At 30.0% G+C, this 22,081-nt stretch carries 16 protein-coding genes; 9 read left to right on the forward strand and 7 right to left on the reverse strand.

Annotation, left to right across the window (positions count from 1 at the left end):
* Positions 1-69 precede the first annotated feature (69 nt).
* Both Q0714_RS05970 and guaA read right to left on the reverse strand, forming a co-directional pair.
* On the reverse strand, positions 70-1,782 hold the full coding sequence (locus tag Q0714_RS05970) for a LysM peptidoglycan-binding domain-containing protein (RefSeq protein WP_298263499.1): 1,713 nt from the start codon (positions 1,780-1,782) through the stop codon (positions 70-72).
* 25 nt (positions 1,783-1,807) lie between these two features.
* A complete protein-coding gene (guaA, locus tag Q0714_RS05975) occupies positions 1,808-3,340 on the reverse strand; it encodes a glutamine-hydrolyzing GMP synthase (protein WP_298263500.1) in 1,533 nt (510 codons plus the stop codon).
* A 369-nt stretch (positions 3,341-3,709) separates the two neighbouring features.
* Between guaA and gyrB the strand changes: the two genes are divergently transcribed.
* Positions 3,710-5,650 carry a DNA topoisomerase (ATP-hydrolyzing) subunit B gene (gene gyrB, locus Q0714_RS05980; protein ID WP_298263501.1) on the forward strand — a complete coding sequence of 647 codons (1,941 nt, stop codon included), beginning with the start codon at positions 3,710-3,712 and terminating at the stop codon, positions 5,648-5,650.
* A gap of 207 nt (positions 5,651-5,857) precedes the next feature.
* Positions 5,858-6,781, forward strand: coding sequence for a malate dehydrogenase (mdh, locus tag Q0714_RS05985; protein ID WP_298263502.1), 924 nt, complete (start codon positions 5,858-5,860; stop codon positions 6,779-6,781).
* Between the two features lie 126 nt (positions 6,782-6,907).
* Here the strand turns inward: mdh and Q0714_RS05990 are convergent, their stop codons facing one another.
* The gene (locus Q0714_RS05990) at positions 6,908-8,584 is read right to left on the reverse strand and encodes a formate--tetrahydrofolate ligase (RefSeq protein ID WP_298263503.1); all 1,677 of its coding nucleotides are present in this window, start codon (positions 8,582-8,584) and stop codon (positions 6,908-6,910) included.
* A 169-nt stretch (positions 8,585-8,753) separates the two neighbouring features.
* Between Q0714_RS05990 and secDF the strand changes: the two genes are divergently transcribed.
* From secDF to obgE, 3 genes are all read left to right on the forward strand, one after another.
* Entirely contained in the window at positions 8,754-11,747 is a 2,994-nt protein-coding gene (gene secDF / locus Q0714_RS05995; protein ID WP_298263505.1) for a protein translocase subunit SecDF, read from the forward strand.
* Positions 11,748-11,881: 134 nt separating this feature from the next.
* Positions 11,882-12,997 (forward strand): adenylate kinase, encoded by a 1,116-nt coding sequence (locus Q0714_RS06000; RefSeq protein WP_298263506.1) that lies wholly within the window; start codon positions 11,882-11,884, stop codon positions 12,995-12,997.
* 42 nt (positions 12,998-13,039) lie between these two features.
* Positions 13,040-14,032: a GTPase ObgE gene (obgE, locus tag Q0714_RS06005; RefSeq protein WP_298263508.1), complete on the forward strand. Its 993-nt coding sequence runs from the start codon at positions 13,040-13,042 to the stop codon at positions 14,030-14,032.
* A 9-nt stretch (positions 14,033-14,041) separates the two neighbouring features.
* On the opposite strand, the gene Q0714_RS06010 is transcribed toward obgE, so the two are convergent.
* From Q0714_RS06010 to Q0714_RS06025, 4 genes are read right to left on the reverse strand one after another with little or no spacing between them, the layout of a single operon-like run.
* Entirely contained in the window at positions 14,042-14,518 is a 477-nt protein-coding gene (locus tag Q0714_RS06010) for a hypothetical protein (RefSeq protein WP_298263509.1), read from the reverse strand.
* Positions 14,519-14,557: 39 nt separating this feature from the next.
* The gene (locus tag Q0714_RS06015) at positions 14,558-15,814 is read right to left on the reverse strand and encodes a tetratricopeptide repeat protein (protein ID WP_298263510.1); all 1,257 of its coding nucleotides are present in this window, start codon (positions 15,812-15,814) and stop codon (positions 14,558-14,560) included.
* Between the two features lie 11 nt (positions 15,815-15,825).
* The gene (locus Q0714_RS06020) at positions 15,826-17,334 is read right to left on the reverse strand and encodes a M56 family metallopeptidase (RefSeq protein WP_298263511.1); all 1,509 of its coding nucleotides are present in this window, start codon (positions 17,332-17,334) and stop codon (positions 15,826-15,828) included.
* On the reverse strand, positions 17,331-17,702 hold the full coding sequence (locus Q0714_RS06025) for a BlaI/MecI/CopY family transcriptional regulator (protein ID WP_298263512.1): 372 nt from the start codon (positions 17,700-17,702) through the stop codon (positions 17,331-17,333). Before Q0714_RS06025 ends, Q0714_RS06020 begins: the two co-directional genes overlap by 4 nt.
* Before the next feature lie 133 nt (positions 17,703-17,835).
* On the opposite strand from Q0714_RS06025, the gene Q0714_RS06030 reads away from it, so the two are divergent.
* The 4 genes from Q0714_RS06030 (at position 17,836) to Q0714_RS06045 (ending at position 22,018) form a co-directional block, all read left to right on the forward strand.
* Entirely contained in the window at positions 17,836-18,336 is a 501-nt protein-coding gene (locus Q0714_RS06030) for a DUF456 domain-containing protein (protein ID WP_298263513.1), read from the forward strand.
* A 244-nt stretch (positions 18,337-18,580) separates the two neighbouring features.
* Positions 18,581-20,284 carry a lysine--tRNA ligase gene (gene lysS / locus Q0714_RS06035; protein WP_298263515.1) on the forward strand — a complete coding sequence of 568 codons (1,704 nt, stop codon included), beginning with the start codon at positions 18,581-18,583 and terminating at the stop codon, positions 20,282-20,284.
* Positions 20,285-20,438: 154 nt separating this feature from the next.
* Positions 20,439-21,818 (forward strand): MFS transporter, encoded by a 1,380-nt coding sequence (locus Q0714_RS06040; protein WP_298263516.1) that lies wholly within the window; start codon positions 20,439-20,441, stop codon positions 21,816-21,818.
* 77 nt (positions 21,819-21,895) lie between these two features.
* Positions 21,896-22,018 (forward strand): hypothetical protein, encoded by a 123-nt coding sequence (locus tag Q0714_RS06045; RefSeq protein ID WP_298263517.1) that lies wholly within the window; start codon positions 21,896-21,898, stop codon positions 22,016-22,018.
* Positions 22,019-22,081: the final 63 nt, after the last annotated feature.

The raw sequence follows: 22,081 nt of genomic DNA on the forward strand, positions 1-22,081 counted from the left end.
TTATTTATAATAAAAAAGGCAACCAAATGGTTGCCTTTTTTATTATAAATAACAGAACAGTACGCGCTATTACTTTATTATTATTGGTAATAACTCTTTAGTATATTGTATTAAATAAACCGCATGATTCTCAAAACTGCCAAAAAGTTTTTTATCATAATTAAATACAGATGACACCCTTTGTGATTTACCTGCTTTCAAACCTTCTTCAAGAGAACCTTCAGAAGCCAAACGAATAAGAATATCATAGGTTACATCAAAACCTCTTGTAGCATATTTAGATGGATATGCAAAATATTTTGATTTATAAGATTTATAGAAATTCTTTGCAGTAGCATCCATATCTAAATATTCCATTGATGGAAATAAAAAGTTCAATCTTCCTAATAAATTATTATCAATAGAATCAAAATTATCTCCTTTATTAAAAGCTATAAATTTAATATTAAATGTCTCAATATAAGTTTTTAAACTATTAATTGCTGAAGAAGTTATCACCGTATCATCACTAATTAAAACTACCCAGTTAATTGATTTTTCATTTAATTTTTCACCAACTTTTTCACTATCAATATATCCTTTTTCTGGTTTAATGACCGTAATATTTTGAATAGAGTCAAAAGTTTTAAACTTATTTACCGTTCTCCATAATTTAGTTTGAGTTTCAGCTTTTCCATCATTAATTATAATAATGTCCTCTCCTTTATATTGGTCTTTTAAATAGTCCATTAATTTTTCATCTAACAATTCTGTATTTGGTGCAGATTTAATCAAGTTACCTGCCGATAAGCTTATTTGATTTTTAGAAAAAACAGGAGCCACTACTGGAGCGTTTACATGCTTTGCCAACCAATGTGCCTTCTCAAAAAATAATGGTCCTAAAATAACATCTACGTTGCTAAAATCATTTTTATTAACAAGATACTGTAATTTATAATTAGAATTTTCAGTATCATAATAATTTACCTGAATTGCTAAACCTTTATGTTTTAAAGAATCTATTGCCATTTGAACTCCTAAATGAACATCTGAAACTATTGTTAATAATGAATTGTTTTTTTTGAAATTTTGAATTCTTGTTGAATCTGTATATTTATTTATTTGATACGGAAGCATAACAGCTACATTCAACTTTTTTGAAATATCAATGTTTTCAACAAAATAACCAGCATCATTTTCTCCTTTTATATTTTCTACCGAAAGTGGTTTTATTTTTAAAACCATACCTAACTTTAATCCGTCTTTCAGTTCAGGATTTAATTGTTTTAATTGCGCTTCTGTAACTTCATATAACCTTGTTAATTTAAAAAATGTATCATCCTTTACAACTGTATGAATTACATAATTTGATAGGTCTAATGGTTCAGACTTTTTTGATTCAGGAATTCTTAATCTCATCCCAATTTTTAACCCTCCTATTAAACCAAAATTAGCAGCTTTTAATTCTTCAATTGTAATTCCAAATTTTTTAGAAATTCCAAATACTGTTTCTTTAGGTTTTACGGTATAAAATTTTTCTACTTCCTTAGAACTTTCAGCTTCAGTTATTATTGTTTTTCCATAATTAAGATTCGGTACTACAATCACTGTCCCAGGTTTTGGTCTTCTACTTTCATCAGGATTTAAACGAAGTAAATCTCTTGTTGATAAATCATATCGCTTAGCAATACTCTTAATGGTTTCACCTTTTTTAACAGTATAAGAAACATACTTTTTTTGTTGTGCAATTGTTACAATTGAAAACAACAAAAAAAGAAATGTTATAAGCTTGAGTTTTTTCATTTATAAATTATATTTAAGGGTTATCCTATTCCCATTCAATAGTTGCTGGTGGCTTTGAACTAATATCATACACTACTCTATTAACGCCTTTTACTCCATTTATTATTTGGTTGGATGTTTTTTGTAAAAATTCATACGGTAAATTTACCCAATCCGCAGTCATTCCATCTGTAGATTCTACAGCTCTTAAGGCCACTACTTTCTCATAAGTTCTTTCATCACCCATAACACCAACTGAGTTTACTGGTAATAATATAGCTCCAGCTTGCCAAACATCATTATACAATCCCCATTCTTTCAATCCATTAATAAAAATAGCATCTACTTCTTGTAAAATTCTCACTTTTTCAGCAGTAATATCACCTAAAATACGAATTGCCAAACCTGGTCCAGGAAATGGATGTCTGCCTAATAATTCTGAATCAATTCCCAAAGAAGCACCTACTCTTCTCACCTCATCTTTAAATAACATTTTTAAAGGTTCTACTATTTTTAGCTTCATAAAATCTGGCAATCCTCCAACATTATGATGTGACTTGATAGTAGCTGAAGGGCCTCCTGTTGCTGAAACAGATTCAATAACATCAGGATAAATAGTTCCTTGTGCTAACCATTTTACATCTTCAATTAAATGAGCTTCATCATCAAATACTTCAATAAAAACACGACCAATTATTTTGCGTTTTCCTTCTGGATCTGCTTCTTCTGCAAGTTCTTTCAAAAAACGTGCCGAAGCATCAACACCTTTAACGTTTAATCCCATTCCTTTGTATTGGCTCAACACATTTTCAAACTCATTTTTACGAAGTAAGCCATTATTTACAAAAATACAGTATAAGTTATCTCCAATTGCTTTGCTTAATAATGTTGCTGCCACTGTAGAATCTACACCTCCAGACAAACCTAAAACAACTTTATCGTTTCCTAATTGTTCTTTTAATTTTTGAACCGTTGACTCTACAAATGAATCTGGTGTCCAATCTTGTTTAACTTTTGCAATATTTACTAAGAAGTTACTTAAAATTTTTAATCCATCCTTGGAATGATAAACTTCTGGGTGAAACTGGATTCCAAAAGTAGTTTCATTGGTAAGTTTAAAAGCCGCGTTTTTAACATCATGAGTAGAAGCAATCAATTCGGCATTTTCAGGTAAATCAACAATGGTATCACTGTGACTCATCCATACTTGACTTCCTTCATTTACGCCTTCAAAAAAAGATTCATTACTTTTTACAAAAGAAAGATTTGCTCTTCCGTACTCTCTGGTATTAGACGCTGCTACTTTACCTCCATAATTATGAGCCATATATTGAGCACCAAAACAAACACCTAATAAAGGTAATTTCCCTTTTATCTTAGACAAATCAGGTTTAGGGGCCTCTTCTGTTCTAACGGAAGAAGGGCTTCCAGAAAGGATGACTGCTTTGTAATTAGTTAATTCGAAATTTTTACTATTAAAAGGAAAAATTTCACAAAAAATGTTAAGTTCTCTAACTCTTCGGGCAATCAACTGCGTGTATTGCGAACCGAAATCTAATATAAGTACCTTTTGTTGCATCCGCAAAAATAATATTATTCTATATATGATGTATCATTTAATGTTATTTTTCTTTACAACATTTTTTAACATAAGAACTTAAATAACAATACTTAAATTGAATATTTTAGCACAATTTGAATTTATTAAACATAAAACTTAAATTATAACAAACTAAATTCGGCCTTTATAAGGCATTTTCTTTATTTTTAAATTTTGCAAACGTCAATTAAAAACTTCATTTTAATTTTAAAAGCGTTTAGAAGCGTTTTAAAGCATTTTTAGACTTTTAGTAAATTGTTAATAACTTAAAAAGAAGCAGGTCTTAAAAACAAGATAACAATCATCATTTTCTTATATTTGTGTGTTATTGAAATAATATATTGTAATATGAGTGACGAAATAAAAAAACATAATTATTCAGCTGATAGTATTCAAGCTTTAGAAGGAATGGAGCATGTACGTATGCGACCATCTATGTATATTGGCGACGTAGGAATAAGAGGATTACACCATTTAGTTTATGAAGTTGTTGACAACTCAATTGATGAAGCAATGGCTGGCCATTGCGATACCATTCACGTAATTATTAATAAAGACAATTCTATATCTGTAAAAGATAATGGACGCGGTATTCCAGTTGACATTCATAAAAAGGAAGGGGTTTCTGCTTTAGAAGTTGTAATGACTAAAATTGGTGCTGGTGGTAAATTTGATAAAGATTCTTATAAAGTTTCTGGAGGTTTACACGGCGTTGGTGTTTCTTGTGTAAATGCACTCTCTGACCATTTAAAAGCCACCGTTTATAAAGATGGTAAAATATGGGAGCAAGAATATGAAAGAGGAAAAGCTTTATATCCTGTAAAAACTATTGGTGAAACTGAAGAAAAAGGTACTATGGTTACTTTTACTCCAGATAAATCAATTTTTACACAAACTACAGAATATAATTACGACACTTTAGCTACAAGATTACGTGAATTAAGTTTTTTAAATAAAGGCTTAATGATTACCCTTACTGATAATAGAGTCACTGACGAAGAAGGAAACCATCCGTTAGAAAAATTTTACAGCGATGAAGGTTTGCCTGAGTTTGTGAAATATCTTGATGCTACTCGTGAACAGTTAATACAAGGTGTTATTTCAATGGAAGGCGAAAAAAATGATATTCCTGTTGAAGTAGCTATGGTGTATAATACTTCCTATAATGAAAACTTACATTCATATGTAAATAACATTAACACCCATGAAGGAGGAACACATTTATCAGGGTTTAGACGTGGATTAACCAATACACTTAAAAAATACGCAGAGTCTTCAGGAATGTTAGACAAGCTGAAGTTTGAAATAGCTGGAGATGATTTTCGTGAAGGATTAACTGCTATCATTTCTGTTAAAGTAGCAGAGCCACAATTTGAAGGGCAAACTAAAACCAAATTAGGAAATCGTGAAGTTACCGCTGCAGTAAGTCAAGCTGTATCTGAAATGTTACAAGACTATTTAGAAGAAAACCCTAACGATGCCAAAACCATTGTTCAAAAAGTTATATTAGCAGCACAAGCACGTCATGCAGCTCGAAAAGCTCGTGAATTGGTTCAGCGTAAAACAGTAATGTCTATTGGAGGTTTACCTGGTAAGCTAAGTGATTGTTCTGAAACTGACCCTGAAAAATGTGAAATTTTCTTAGTTGAGGGAGATTCAGCAGGTGGTACAGCAAAACAAGGACGTGATAGAAACTTTCAAGCTATTTTACCATTAAGAGGTAAAATTTTGAACGTTGAAAAAGCTATGCAACATAAAGTTTTTGAAAACGAAGAAATTAAAAATATGTTTACCGCTTTAGGAGTTTCTATTGGAACAGAAGAAGATCCAAGAGCGTTAAATTTATCAAAACTTCGTTATAATAAAATAGTAATTATGTGTGATGCCGATGTAGATGGTAGCCATATTGCAACCTTAATTCTTACATTTTTCTTTAGATATATGAAAGAACTAATTGAAAATGGACACGTTTATATTGCAACACCTCCTTTATATTTAGTAAAAAAAGGGCAAAAAAGAGAATATGCTTGGAATGACAATCAACGTGATTTAATAGCTTTAAATATGGGAGGAAGTGTTAATATTCAACGTTACAAGGGTCTTGGAGAGATGAATGCTGAACAACTTTGGGACACCACTATGAATCCAGAGTTTAGAACATTACGCCAAGTAACTATTGATAATTTAACAGAAGCAGATAGAGTATTTTCGATGCTTATGGGAGATGAAGTACCTCCAAGAAGAGAGTTTATAGAAAAGAATGCCGTTTATGCAAAAATAGACGCATAATTACTTTAATTCACAACATTTTAAAACCGTCATTTAGACGGTTTTTTTTTTGAATAAATCAGAAAAATTAAATGTTTCAATTAGCTCAATTATAGTTACAAACTTATCTAAAAACGATTTCGTAGTTAATTAAAATTGTTACACTTAATTAATATAAAAATTCTTATTTTTACAGTAATATTAAATATTTAAATACAACACAAAAATATGAAAGTAACAGTAGTAGGAGCTGGTGCTGTAGGTGCAAGTTGCGCTGAGTACATAGCTATAAAAAATTTCGCATCTGAGGTAATGTTGATTGATATAAAAGAGGGTTTTGCTGAAGGTAAAGCTATGGACTTAATGCAATGTGCCTCACTAAATGGTTTTGACACTAAAATAACAGGTGTAACAAACGATTATTCTAAAACAGCTGGTAGTGATGTAGCAGTAATTACAAGCGGTATTCCAAGAAAACCTGGAATGACTCGTGAGGAGTTAATTGGAATTAACGCTGGCATTGTTAAATCTGTTGCAACAAGTTTAATTGAACATTCACCAAATGTTATAATAATTGTAGTAAGTAATCCAATGGATACAATGGCTTATTTAGCTCATAAAGCTACAGGTTTGCCTAAAAACAGAATTATAGGTATGGGAGGCGCTTTAGATAGTGCACGTTTTAAATTCCGTTTAGCAGAAGCTTTAGGTTGTCCTGCATCTGATGTTGATGGTATGGTAATTGGAGGTCATAGTGATACAGGTATGGTGCCTTTAATTGGAAAAGCAGCTCGTAACAGTGTTAAAGTATCTGAATTTTTATCAGAAGAAAGAATGCAACAAGTTGTTGAAGACACTAAAGTAGGTGGAGCTACTTTAACAAAATTACTAGGAACAAGTGCTTGGTATGCTCCAGGAGCAGCAGTTTCGGCTATGGTACAAGCTATTGCTTTAGATTCTAAAAAAATGTTTCCATGCTCAGCTTTATTAGATGGTGAATATGGTTTAACAGATATTTCAATAGGTGTCCCTTGTATTATTGGTAAAAACGGAATTGAAAAAATTGTTGAAATAGAATTATCTGAAGCTGAAAAAGCTAAAATTGAAGAAAGTGCTGAAGGTGTTAAAAAAACAAATGCTTTATTAAACTAGTATTCTAAAAAAATTATACTAAAAAAGGCTGCTGTATAGCAGCCTTTTATTTTAATAAATAATAAAGGTCTTGTTAAAAATAAATAACAAGACCTTAAATTAAAGTTTGGTTAGATTCTATTTGTTTTAAGACAACCCTGAAATAACACCTTCATTATCAATTGTCATATTTTCAGATGCTGGTGTACCAGGTAATCCTGGCATACGCATCATTTGTCCTAAAATAGGAATAATAAATTTAGCCCCTGCGGCAATTTCTATTTCACGAACAGTAACTGTAAAATTTTCAGGTCTTCCTACTAAATTTTCGTTATCAGAAAAAGATTTTTGAGTTTTAGCCATACAAATAGCAAAATCATTAAAACCTAAACGGTCAATTCGTTTTAAATTTAATTTTGCTTTTTTGTCAAAGTCTACAGCGGTTGCGCCATAAATTTCTTTAGCAATTTTTTCTATTTTTTCTTTAACTGGAGAATTCCAGTCGTACAAAGGTTCAAAATTAGATTTATTAGAATCCACTACTTTTACTACGGCTTCTGCTAATTTTTTGGTGCCGTTTCCACCTTTTGCCCATCCGTCTGAAACAACAGCTTGTACACCTAAAGCCGCGCATTTTTCAATAATAAAATCAATCTCTTCATACGAATCATTTGAAAAAGTATTAATTGCTACAACTGGCTCAATTTTAAATTTTCTAATATTTTCTATATGCTTTTCTAAATTACAAAAACCATTTTGAACGAATTCTAAATTTGGAATATTGTATTCATCTTTTTGTGCACCTCCATGATGACGAAGCGCTCTAATAGTAGCTACTAACACCACAGCTTTTGGGCTCAGCTCTCCTGAAACACATTTAATGTTTAAAAACTTTTCAGCACCTAAGTCTGCTCCAAAACCAGCTTCAGTTACCACATAATTTGACAATGACAATCCCATTTTAGTAGCAATAATTGTATTTGTTCCTTGAGCAATATTTGCAAATGGTCCACCATGAATAATTGCTGGATTTTTTTCTAAGGTTTGAACTAAATTAGGCTTTAAGGCATACTTTAATAAAATTGCCATTGCATTTTCTGCCTTTAAATCACGAGCAAAAATTGGCTTTTTATCAAAAGTAAAACCAATAAAAATATCTCCTAACCTCTTTTTTAAATCTTCAAAATCAGTAGCCATACAAAGTATTGCCATAACCTCAGAGGCCGGTGTAATATTAAAACCATCTTCTCTTGGAATACCATTTGCAGTTCCTCCTAGCCCTATAATAATATTTCTTAAGGATCTGTCATTCATATCAATAACACGCTTCCATAAAATAGTTCTTGGATCTAAATTAAAACTACAACATTTACTTTGTAGGTTATTATCAATTAAAGCCGATAATAAATTATTAGCTTTTTCAACCGCATTAAAATCACCGGTAAAATGCAAGTTTATATCTTCCATAGGCACTACTTGAGAATAGCCTCCTCCTGCAGCTCCTCCTTTGATACCAAAAACAGGACCCAAAGATGGCTCTCTTAAAACAACTGTAGCTTGCTTACCTATTTTATTTAAACCTTCAGTTAAGCCAATTGATACTGTAGTTTTTCCTTCACCCGCAGGTGTTGGGGTAATTGCAGTAACTAAAATTAAGTTGTTTTGCTTAATTTTTTCTTCGTCTATAAATGATAAAGGAAGTTTTGCTTTGTATTTTCCAAACATCTCTATATCGTCTTCTTCTATACCAAGTTTGGCTGCTATTTCTCTAATATGTACAATATTGTTATTTTGAGCAATTTCTATATCTGATAAGTATTTCATATTTTTAAATTTGAGAAACAAATATATAAAATTCATTATTGAGAATAAGTATAAATTTAAATCTCAAGTTGATTAATTACAAAAAGCCAAAAAAGAATTGTCAGTTCCTATTTGAAATTATATATTTGCACGTTTATTACAAATGAATTATATATCAAATTAATTTAAAATGCAAAACAAAGGACTTATAAAGTTATTCGCTATTCTATTCGGATTAGTAAGTTTATACCAATTATCATTTACTTGGTTTACAAATGGTGTTGAAGATAAAGCAAAAATGTATGCAGAAGCCAGATCGAACGATGGAAGAGAAATGGCTGATTTAGAAAGAGTTTATTTAGACTCTGTTGCAAACCAACCAATTATTGATTTAGGTTTTGCAAAATTTAGCTACAATGACATTAAAGATAAAGAACTTAACTTAGGTTTAGATTTAAAAGGTGGTATTAATGCAATTTTACAGGTTTCTGTAAAAGATATTTTAATTGGACTATCGAATGAATCAAAAAATCCAACTTTTAATGAAGCTTTAGCAAAAGCTACTGAAGCTCAAAAAAAGAGTGATGACACTTTTTTAAATTTATTTTTTAATGAATTTGAAAAATTAAGTAATGGTGAAGTAAAATTAAGCGATCCAAGTATTTTTGGAAATAAGTCTTTACGTGAAAAAATTAACTTCAACCTAACTGATGAGGAAGTAATGCCTATCATTGAAAATGAAGTGACAGGTTCTGTAAATACCGCCTTTGAAGTTTTAAGAAGTCGTATTGATAAATTTGGAGTTACACAACCTAACATTCAAAGAATTGGAAAATCAGGTCGTATATTAATCGAATTACCTGGAGCCAAAGATATAGACCGTGTAAAAAAATTATTACAAAGTACTGCTGAATTACAATTTTGGGAAGTTTACTCTAACCAAGAAACTGCTAATTTCTTTTTTCAAGCAAATTCTGTAATTGAAAACTTATTAAAAAATGAAGCTGATAAAAAAGAAACAGCTGCTGATAAAGAAGATAATTTAGATGATTTATTAGGAGAAGTTTCTGATTCTATAGCAACAAAACAAGTTAATAACTTATTTACAGTTTTAACGCCGAGTGTTCCTCAAAGTCAAAATCAAGTTTCTTCAGTAATTGCCACAGCAAAATTAGCTGATACTGCTAAGGTAAATTCTTATTTAGCAATGAGAGAGGTTAGAGCATTATTAAGTAATGACATGAAGTATGCAAAATTCTTATGGGACTCTAAATCATTTACTGCAAAAACTAATACCGGTGAAAATACTGAATTAATTTACTTGTACGGTATTAAATCTAACCGTGAAGATGTTGCTCCTATTGAAGGTGATGTTATTGAAGACGCTAGTCAGGAATACGGTCAAACTGGTAAACCAGAAGTAAGTATGACCATGAATGCTACAGGAACTAGACAATGGGCTAAAATGACTACCGAAAATGTAGGTAAATTTGTAGCTGTAGTTTTAGATGATTATGTACATACTGCGCCATCTGTAAATGTTGCAATTACTACGGGTAGAACTTCAATCTCTGGTGGAAGTATGACTGTTAGTGAAGCACAAGATATTGCAAACGTATTAAAAGCTGGTAAACTTCCAGCAGCTGCTCATATTATTCAGTCTGAAGTTGTTGGTCCTTCACTAGGTCAAAAAGCAATTGATAGTAGTATGAGTTCTTTTGCATTAGCATTATTATTAGTTCTTTTATGGATGATTTTTTACTACGGTAAAGCAGGTGCTTTTGCAGATATTGCTTTATTAGTAAACTTATTATTCATTTTTGGTATTTTAACTGCGTTTGGAGCTGTACTTACCTTACCAGGTATTGCTGGTATCATACTAACAATTGGTATGTCAGTAGATGCTAACGTAATTATTTTTGAAAGAATTAAAGAAGAACTTAACAAAGGTAAAGGCTTAAAAGCTTCTATAAATCATGGATTTAGTTTTAAAGGAGCCTTATCTGCTATTATTGATGCTAACATTACTACCATGTTAACAGGTATTATTTTATATGTATTTGGTACTGGGCCTGTAAAAGGTTTTGCATATACTTTAATGGTGGGTATCGTTACTTCTTTATTCACAGCTATATTTATCACTAGATTATTAATTGATTGGTATGCTGCAAAAGGGAAGTTATTTACTTTCAACACTAGTATGACCAAAAACTTATTTGCAAATATTGATGTAGAATTTTTGAAAAAACGTAAAATTGCTTACATCATCTCTGGAGCTGTTATTATTTTAGGTGTTGCTTCGTTAGTAACAAATGGCTTAAATTATGGGGTTGATTTTGTTGGAGGTAGAACATACGTAGTTAAATTTGAGAATCCAACTAGTGCATCAGACGTAGCTAATACCTTGAAAGATGCTTTTGGAAGTGCTCCAGAAGTAAAAACTTATGGTGAAGCTAGTCAATTAAAAATAACAACCAAATATAAAATTGAAGAAGAAGGAAATCATATTGATGATGAAGTTCAAGATTTATTATTTAAAGGGTTAACAAGTTATTTACCAGAAGGTTTAACAATGGATGAATTTAAACCTGGATTTGATGGTGATAAAAAAGCAGGAATAATGAGTTCAATAAAAGTTGAACCAACCATAGCCGATGATATTAAAACTGCTGCAGGATGGGCAATATTAGGTTCTCTACTTGTAGTATTCTTATACATTTTATTCAGATTTAGAAAATGGCAATATAGTTTAGGTGCTGTATTAGCAGTATTCCACGATGTATTAATTGTATTATCATTATTTTCAATATTCTATAAAATATTACCTTTTGATATGGAAATTGGACAATCGTTTATTGCAGCAATATTAACTGTAGTAGGTTACTCATTGAATGATACGGTGGTAATTTTTGATAGAATTCGTGAATTTGCTGGAATACATACTTCTTGGAAATTCTCTACAGTGGTAGACAAAGCACTAAGTAGTACTTTAGGTAGAACGATTAATACTTCTTTAACTACATTAGTAGTATTATTAGCCATCTTCTTATTTGGTGGAGATTCTATTAAAGGATTTATGTTTGCACTTATAGTTGGTGTAGTAGTTGGTACTTACTCATCCCTATTTATTGCATCACCATTAATGTATGATGCTATCAATAAATTAGATAAAAAGAAAAAATAAGCTATTTTTAAAACACATATAGCAAAAACCGTTTTGAGAGGTCAAAACGGTTTTTGTATTTCAAATTAGCAAATATCTTTGAAATAAAAACCATTCTTATTTTTTGATTATTAAATTTGTAACAAAGTTGAATAATGAGCATTATTAAATTACACGATAAATATTTTAAAAAATATATATCTGAAGAACAGATTGAAGAAGCAATACAAAGTTTAGTAAAACAAGTAACTAACGACTGTCAAAATGAAACTCCAATTTTTATTGGAATTTTAAATGGATGTTTTATGTTTGTTGCAGATTTTGTAAGAAAATATAATGGTAATTGTGAAGTTTCTTTTGTAAAACTTGCTTCGTATGAAGGCACTAATTCAACTGGAAAAATTAAACAACTTGTTGGTTTAAATCAAAATCTTGAAGGTAGAACTGTCGTAATTTTAGAAGACATTATTGATACTGGAAATACACTCCAAGAAATATATGATATTTTTAGAAACAAAAAGTTAAAACAACTTAAAGTAGCTACGCTGTTCTTTAAACCAGATGTATTTAAAAAAGAATTACCTATAAATTATATTGGGTTGCCAATCCCAGACAAATTTATTGTAGGATATGGATTAGATTATGATAATTTAGGAAGAAATTTGGCTGATATTTACCAACTAACTAAAAAACCAACAATGAAAAATATTGTTTTATTTGGACCTCCTGGTGCAGGAAAAGGCACGCAAGCAACCATCTTAAAAGAAAAATATGAACTTGTTCATATATCAACAGGAGATGTTTTTAGATATAATATTAAAAATGAAACCGAACTTGGTATCCTAGCAAAATCGTATATGGATGATGGAGATTTAGTTCCCGACAATGTAACTATTGAAATGTTAAAATCTGAAGTGGAAAAACATCCTGAAGCAAAAGGATTTATCTTTGATGGATTCCCAAGAACCGAGTCTCAAGCAAAAGCATTAGACGAGTTTCTAAGTGATAAAGGAGAATCTATAAGCGGTATGGTAGCTTTAGAAGTTCCTGAAGATTTATTAGTTCAACGTATTTTAGGAAGAGGTAAAACAAGTGGTAGATCAGATGATACTGATGAAACCAAAATTCGTCACAGATTTCAAGAATATCATAACAAAACAGCTATTTTAAAAGATTATTATCAAGCTCAAAACAAATACTTTGGTATCAATGGTGTTGGTGAAATTAATGAAATCACAAACCGTTTAAGTAACGTTTTAGATACGCTTTAATTGAAACCTTAAAAAAACATCAACAATTAAAAAAAGAAAATAATGACTGAAGGGAATTTTGTTGACTACATAAAAATATATGCTTCATCTGGTAAAGGAGGTAGAGGCTCTGCGCACTTGCATAGAGAAAAGTATATTGCTAAAGGTGGTCCTGATGGTGGAGATGGTGGTCGTGGAGGTCATGTAATTCTTCGTGGAAATAAAAACATGTGGACACTGTTCCCCCTTAAATTTAAAAGGCATTTTAAAGCTGAACATGGTGGTGATGGAAGTAAACAAAGAAGTACTGGAAAAGATGGGCAAGATGTTTACATTGATGTTCCTTTAGGTACCATTGTTAGAGATGGTGAAACACAAGAAATTCTTTTTGAAATTACTACTGAAAATACGCAACAAATTCTATTAGAAGGTGGTATGGGAGGTTTAGGTAACTGGAATTTTAAATCTTCAACAAATCAAACTCCACGTTATGCACAACCTGGCATTGATGGTAAAGAAGGCTGGTTTCAATTAGAATTAAAAGTATTAGCTGATGTAGGTTTAGTTGGTTTTCCAAATGCAGGAAAATCTACCTTACTTTCTGTCTTAACAGCTGCGAAACCTAAAATAGCAGATTATGCATTTACTACACTAAAACCAAATTTAGGAATTGTTGAATATAGAGATTTTCAAACATTTGTTATTGCAGACATACCTGGTATTATTGAAGGTGCAGCAGAAGGAAAAGGCTTGGGACATCGATTTTTACGTCATATAGAAAGAAATTCAACTTTGTTATTTTTAATTCCAGCAGATACTAATGATATTAAAAAAGAATATGAAATTCTTTTAAATGAGTTAAAAAAACACAACCCCGAGCTATTAGACAAAAATAGATTATTAGCTATTTCAAAATCTGATTTACTTGATGATGAACTAAAAGAAGAAATAAAAAAAGAGTTGCCTAAAGGAATTAAAACACTTTTTATCTCTTCCGTTGCTCAACAAGGTCTTGTAGCGTTAAAAGATACTCTTTGGCAAATGCTTAACAACTAATTTTTATACCTAATTTTTTAAAATAATTGGTAGAATAAATTCTGTAGTAACTGGCATATTCCTTTTTATAGCTGGTTGTAATGTTGGTAAATTTTCAACACTTACTTTTAAAATACTATCAAACTCCGGTAATAGTTGGCTAGTTTCTTCTGAAATATTGATATGAGAAAGACTCGTTTTTCCTAGTGCATTTACTTTTAATTTAACCAAAACAGTATCATTAACCATCTCTTTTGCATTTAGTTGATACTGTTTTAAAGAGCCATAAATGTGTTGTGCCATTTCTAATTGAAAACAAATTTGTTGTTTTTCTCTAGAAGGAATGTCTTTACACATAGGAAATAAAGGAAATGCATCAACAGAGTTAAAATCAACAATGGTATCTACCTGTTGAATTAATACTCTATTTTTAGCTTGTTGTTCAAAAAAAGTACAAGAAACTAAAAATATTCCTATAAACAATAACCTAAAAAAATGTTTCAACATTGGTTTTAAATTCACAATGTGAAAATACAACATTTTAGTTTAGTCAACAATTTCACCTTCAATAAAGTATTGTTTTTTTATAACATCAATTCTTTGTTCTACAAATTCAGTCATTTTTGGATCTTTACTTTCAAAACGCGCTAAGTAATTTTTATAATGCTTAAGAGCTGTCTTTTTATCTTTATAATAAACATCAGATGTATTAGCAAGTTCAAACAATGCCTTATAATTATTATAATTATTTTGAAATGCTTTTTCAAAATTTATCAAAGCATTCTTTAAGTCATTTTCTTCTTTAAATATAACTGCTAGCAAAAAATGTTGTTTATCAATATCAGGTTTGGAATGAAAAATTGACATTGATGCATACATTTTAGCTTGTTTAGCATCGTTCTTTTCATAAGCTAAACTAGCCAATCTATATAGTATTTTAGGATTATTATATTCTATTTTCAAAGCTTTTTTAAAACTAGCTTCCGCTAAATCAAACTTTTCTAAATTATAATAACACATTCCAAACATTTCATACGTATTTACAGACCTAAAATTTAAGCTATCTAATACCGTTAAGTAATTAATTGCTTCATCAAATTTTTTAGTAAAATATAATTCATTAGCTTTTAATTGAAGAAAGTTAAGATTAGTACTATCAATTTTTAATCCTTTATCAATAAATAACATGGTAGAATCTTTAATTTTAAGTTTTTTAAAAAACTTAGCTAATTCATACATGCTTTTTATATGCAAAGTGTCTAAATTATAAGCATCTAAATAACTTTGCCCCATTTTAAATAGCTCGTTTTGTTTGGACAATGCTTCAGCTAATTGATATGGGTAATTTGGATTTAGCGAATCTTTCTTCTTCAAATAAATATATACTAGTGCTGCTTTTTTTGGTTTATTTAAGACTAAATACAACTTTCCTAAATTATTTAGAACTAATAAATTAGAAGAATCTTTTTTTATGATATTTTCGTAAACTTCAATTGCTTTAGAGCTTAAACCAGCAGAATTATAAACCTGTCCCAATTTTATTTTTAAACTTTCACTATTATTAAAAGTAAGTGCTTTTTTATAGAGTTCTATAGCCTTTGTATCATTTCCAATAGTTTGGTTTATACTTGCTGCTTTTTCTAACAGTTCAAAAGTTTGGGGCTTGCTTTTAGTTAACAGCTCTATGGCTAATTGATAATTTCCTTTTATTAATAAGCTATCTACAACTGTAAAAACCGAAGATTGCGCTTCGGTTTTTAAAACTACCAATAAAAATAATAATGGTACTAAAATCTTTTTCATAGAGATTATGATTAATTAACCTTAAAAGCTATTGGTAAACTATATTTTACTCCAATACTTTTATTATTATAAGTACCTGGTTTCATTTGTGGCAATAAATTTACAACCCTTTTAGCTTCATCAACTAATGCTTGATGTGGAGCTCTGGCTTTAACTTCTGCTATATTGCCTTCTTTATCAATTTTGAACATTACAAAAATCTTCTTAATACCTTCTGATAAACCTAACCCCTTTGCCAAAGATAAATTGAAATTTTTATTTACATGCTTTGTTATTTTTTCTTGTAAACATTGTCTTAGTTCTTCTTCTGTTCCTTCACAACCTGGAAATACAGGCACATTTTGTACCACAGAAAATGGAACATCTTCTCCTTCTACATATTCCCAATTAGTTTTACGTTGCACAGCATTTTCATTAGTTTTAAAAAAATGAATACGTTCTCCATTTTCATCAATTACTACTAAAAAATCAAAAATTGAATTTTCAATACTTTTAAACTTCGAGTGCATTTCTTGCTCCTTTTTAGTATACTCATCAAAAGGAATAATTTTACCTTTTAAATTTTTACCAACAAAAACTTTTCCTAACTCTAAATCCAAATATTTACCTTCAGTAACATCTTTATTATTATTTAAAACTTCTTCCATTTCTAATAACTCATCTTTTTCAGCATCTGAACAAGATGTATAAATTAGCATAGCAAATAGTAACGGAATAATTAATAAATACTTTAATTGTTTCATTTTTTGTGATTTTTCTTTAGCGATCATAACGATTCTCTTTTTGATTAATGAATGTTTAAAAAATTGATTGACAAATGAAATATGTTCAACATTAAAAGTTTCTGATAATAACTTGTTGAAATATGTTTTTTTATCGGTTTCTTTTACTACCTCACTGTCAGAAATGTATTCATGTAAAAGCGTAATTCTATTTTGATATACATATATTATTGGATTAAACCAAAGCACAATTTTTAGCAATTCAAATAGTAATAAGTCAACGGTGTGCTTTTCTCTACAATGAACTATTTCGTGTTTAATAATATCTAGCTCTTTGTTTTCTAAAAGATGTTTATTTATAAAAATATAGTTGAAAAATGAAAAAGCGGACTGCTTCTCATTCAGTATCACTAAATTATAATTTTCTCTTTTTATTACTTGGCTAGAAGCTATTAGTTTACCAATTTTTAACAAACGAGTAAAAAATAAAATAGTAAAAACCGTGACCCCAATGTAAAAAGCTATGAGTATATAATTTACTGATGAATTATTTGTTACACTTTGTTCAATAACAATTTGTGGGTTTATAAATACCATTGGCAACTGTACAATATAGTCTTGAGGAATGGATTTTTGAATGCTTTGAAATTTTAAAAAAGGAATTAAAAAAGAGATTATTGGTGTTACTAATAAATACACTCTATTCCACTTAAAAAAGGTTTCTTTTTGCAAAAAGAAATCATAAACTGCCAAAAATAAGGCTTGAAAAAGTAGCACTTGAATTATATAATTTATCATTTCTCTGTCTTTTTGTCATTAATTTTATCTAATATTGATTCTAGTTCTACAATATCAATATCATTTTTTTTCACAAAAAAAGATACCATACTTTTAAAAGACCCTCCAAAATATCCATCCACAAGTTTATTTAAACTCTGATTACTGTAATCGGTTTTTTTAATTAAAGGATAGTATATATGCCCTCTTCCTTGGGCTTTATGAGCAACAAAATTTTTATTTTCCAATATTCTAATAATTGTTGAAACCGTGTTATATGCCGGCTTTGGCGTTGGTAATTGTGTTATAATTTCTTTTACAGATGCTTCTTCCAAGTCCCATAAAACTTGCATTAATTGTTCTTCTGCTTTTGTTAATTGTTTCTCCATTTTTCAACTAAATTTTTAGTTCAACACAACAAATATAACTAAAAAATTAGTTTAAACTAATTTTTTAGTTGAAAAATTTGCACAATTATTGATAATTCAATTTCTTTTATATATTTGAAAACATAAATTTTATATGGACATATTTCTTTTAATCATAGGTTTTTTATTTGCTCTGTTAGGTATTATTGGCTCCTTTTTACCAGTTTTGCCAGGCCCTTTTACCAGTTGGATTGGATTATTATTGCTTCATTTAACCAATGTAGTTCCATTAAATTGGACATTTTTGGGAATTACCCTTGCTATTGCTATATTAATTTGGCTAATTGATTACTTTATTCCTGCTATGGGAACTAAAAAGTTTGGAGGTACTCGCTATGGAGTTATTGGAACTATGGTTGGATTAATCATCGGAATTTTGTTTCTAGGCCCTTTTGGAATTATCATTGGTCCTTTTGCTGGCGCTTTTATAGGTGAACTAATAAAAGATGCTAACAATACTAAAAAAGCTTTAAAAGCTGCCTTTGGTAGTTTTATTGGTTTTTTAACCTCAGCTTTTATAAAATTTGTAGCAGCAGTAGTATTTACCTCTTTCTATATTTCTATATTTTGGGAGTACAGAAGCTTATTTTTCTAGTTTAAAAAAGCTTTAAAAATAAAAAAAGCGTCCCGGTTTTTCGGGAAGCTTTCCATCGGTTTTAAAAACCATGACGCTTTTAAACGTCAAACAACACAACTAAATCGCTTTCGAAGCGATAGGCAAATATATAAATTTTTATTTGATTACAAATTCTAAATACTTTTTCTTTCTAAATTACTGTTATTTCTGAATTGATTGTATCTTTGCAAACTGTTAATAAACGAATTATAAAAAGCAAGGTATGCAATTAACACCACTTGAAATAGTTAGAAGAGAATCATTACAAAAACTTCGTGAATTAGGTATCAATCCTTATCCTGCAGAAGAATTTAAAACAACAGCTACCATAAATGACATTCTTACAAAGTTTGATGAATTTGAAGGTAAAGAAGTGATTTTAGCTGGAAGAATGATGAGTAGACGAATTATGGGAAAAGCCTCTTTTGCTGAATTGAAAGACTCTAGTGGAAGAATGCAAATTTATATCAATAGAGATGAAATTTGCAATGAGGATGATGCAACTTTATACAATACTGTATTCAAAAAATTATTGGATATGGGAGATATTATTGGTATAAAAGGAGAAGTATTTAAAACTAAAGTAGGAGAAGAATCTGTAAATGTAAAAGAATTAACTATTCTTTCTAAAAGCTTAAAACCCTTACCTGTTGTTAAAACAGATGCCGATGGAAAAGTTCATGATGCTTTTTCAGATGCTGAACAAAGATATCGAAGACGTTATGTAGATTTAATTGTAAACGACCATGTAAAAGAAACGTTTATTAAACGTACAAAAATAACCAACTCAATGCGTGAGTTTTTTAACAACCGTGGTTATTTAGAAGTTGAAACTCCAATATTACAACCAATACCAGGTGGAGCTGCTGCAAGACCTTTTATAACTCACCATAACACGTTAGATATGCCTTTATACCTACGCATTGCTAATGAGCTATATTTAAAGCGTTTAATTGTTGGTGGTTTTGATGCTGTTTATGAGTTTGCTAAAGACTTTAGAAATGAAGGAATGGACAGAACTCATAATCCAGAGTTTACTGTAATGGAATTGTATGTTGCATATAAAGACTACAACTGGATGATGAAAATGACGGAAGACTTATTAGAAAAAGTTGCCATTGACACTAACGGTACAACCGAAGTTCAAATTGGTGAAAATAAAGTAAGCTTTAAAGCTCCATATCCAAGAGTGCCTATTTTAGAGGCAATAAAGATCCATACAGGATATGATGTTGCTGGAATGAATGAAGTAGAACTAAGAGAGGTATGTAAAAAAGTTGGTATTGAAGTTGATGAAACTATGGGTGTTGGAAAATTAATTGATGAATTATTTGGAGAAAAATGTGAGCATCATTATATCCAACCAACTTTTATTACCGATTATCCTAAAGAAATGAGCCCTCTTACCAAAGAACATAGAACAAACCCTGCATTAACTGAGCGCTTTGAATTAATGGTGAATGGTAAAGAATTAGCAAATGCATACTCTGAATTAAATGATCCTATTGATCAAAAAGAACGTTTTGAAGATCAATTAAAATTATCTGAAAAAGGTGACGATGAAGCCATGTTTATTGATCAAGATTTTATACGTGCATTAGAATATGGTATGCCTCCTACCTCAGGAATTGGAATTGGAATAGACAGATTAACAATGTTTATGACCAACAATAGCTCTATTCAAGAAGTCCTATTTTTCCCACAAATGAAACCTGAAAAGAAAGCTCCTACAGTTGAATTAAACGACGATGAAAAAGCCGTTTTTGAAATTCTTAAAAAAACAGAAAAAATTGAGTTATCAGAATTAAAAACTCAAAGTGGTTTAAGCAACAAAAAGTGGGATAAAACAATGAAAGGTTTAACCAAACATAAATTAGCTAAGGTTAATAATACTGACGAAGGTTTATTTGTTGAAATAACATCTTAAAATCTTTAGAGTTTCAAAATAAAAATAAAAGGAATTACGTAACTGTAGTTCCTTTTTTTATATTTTTTTATAATCAATCTAAACTACTGTAAACACAATAATAATTATCCATAAATTCTTATCTTCGGCGACAGTTTATTAAAAATTAGAAAAAATGTTTAAAAAATTAAAAGGATTTACGCGTGCCTTTTGGACAGCAAATATTGTTGAACTTTTAGAAAGAGGTGCATATTATGGTGTTTTCATTGTAATCACTTTGTATTTATCAAGAATTTTAGGCTTTTCTGATGTAGAAGCCGCATTAATTTCTGGTATATTTTCTGGAGGTTTATATTTATTACCAACTTTTACAGGTGCATTGGCAGATAAAATTGGGTTTAAATCTTCTTTAATAATAGCATTCACATTATTAAGCATCGGATATTTTGGATTAGGGGTTTTACCAACTACTTTAGAAGCTATTGGATTAGTTGATTATTCTGACGGAATCAAATTTACAGGTTTATTAGAATCAGCACAAAGATGGTCTATTGTACCAATAATGTTGGTAATTATGATTGGTGGATCCTTCATTAAATCTGTAATTACTGGAACAGTTGCAAAAGAAACTACAGAAAATAACAGAGCTTTAGGGTTTTCTATATTTTATATGATGGTAAATATTGGTGCTTTTTCTGGGAAGACCATTGTAAAACCATTACGAGTTTCTATGGGAGATATGGGATTAGTTTACCTAAATTATTTCTCTGCAGCTATGACATTTATTGCTTTAATTATGATTGTTTTTTTCTACAAATCTTCTAAAACCGAAGGAAAAGGAAAAACGCTTAAAGAAATTTGGACGGCATTAATTAAAGTAGTTACTAATGGTAGATTAATAACATTGATATTAATTATAACCGGCTTTTGGATGGTACAACATCAATTGTATGCAACTATGCCAAAATATGTGTTAAGAATGGCTGGAGAGGGTGCTTCTCCATCTTGGTACGCCAACGTTAACCCACTAGTTGTAGTACTTACCGTTACATTAGTAACAAGATTAATGGCTAGTAAAACTCCTTTATTTTCTATGACTGTTGGTATGTTTATTATGCCTCTTTCAGCACTTGTTATGGCTTCTGGAAATTTGATGAGTGGAGCTGATATTGATCTTGGAATAATTAGCATGCATCCAATTGCTCTTATGATGGTTTTAGGAATTGTTTTACAAGGTTTAGCAGAATCGTTTATTTCTCCTAGATTTTTACAATTTTTCTCTTTACAAGCTCCAAAAGGAGAAGAAGGATTGTACTTAGGTTTCAGCCATTTACATTCATTTATTTCTTCTGTTGTAGGTTTTGGTTTGTCTGGATATTTACTTTCAAAATATTGTCCAGAACCTAAATTATTTGAAACTCACGAAGCTTGGCAAGCAGCTTCTGTAAACGCACATTATATATGGTATTACTTTGCTGGAATTGCCTTATTTTCGGCAATTTCATTAATTGTTTATGGTAAAGTAATTGAAAAATTAGATGCTAAAAAAGTATAATTTATAATCTAAAAAGAGGAACTACAATTGTAATTCCTCTTTTAATATAAAGTTATTCCAAAATTTCATTTAAGATAATGATCTGGAGATTGTATAGCGCTATGACTGTCGATGAATTAAAATCGATTTTCGAATATCTAAACTCTACACCACCAATTGAAAATCTAGTACCTAATCCATTACCTCCAATAAATCCATAACCTAATTTATTTAAAAGGAATTACTTTTTAGCAGTTTCTTTTTTATTAAAAATTAACATTTCA

The organism is uncultured Lutibacter sp. (assembly GCF_947493565.1).
GTDB lineage: Bacteria > Bacteroidota > Bacteroidia > Flavobacteriales > Flavobacteriaceae > Lutibacter > Lutibacter aestuarii.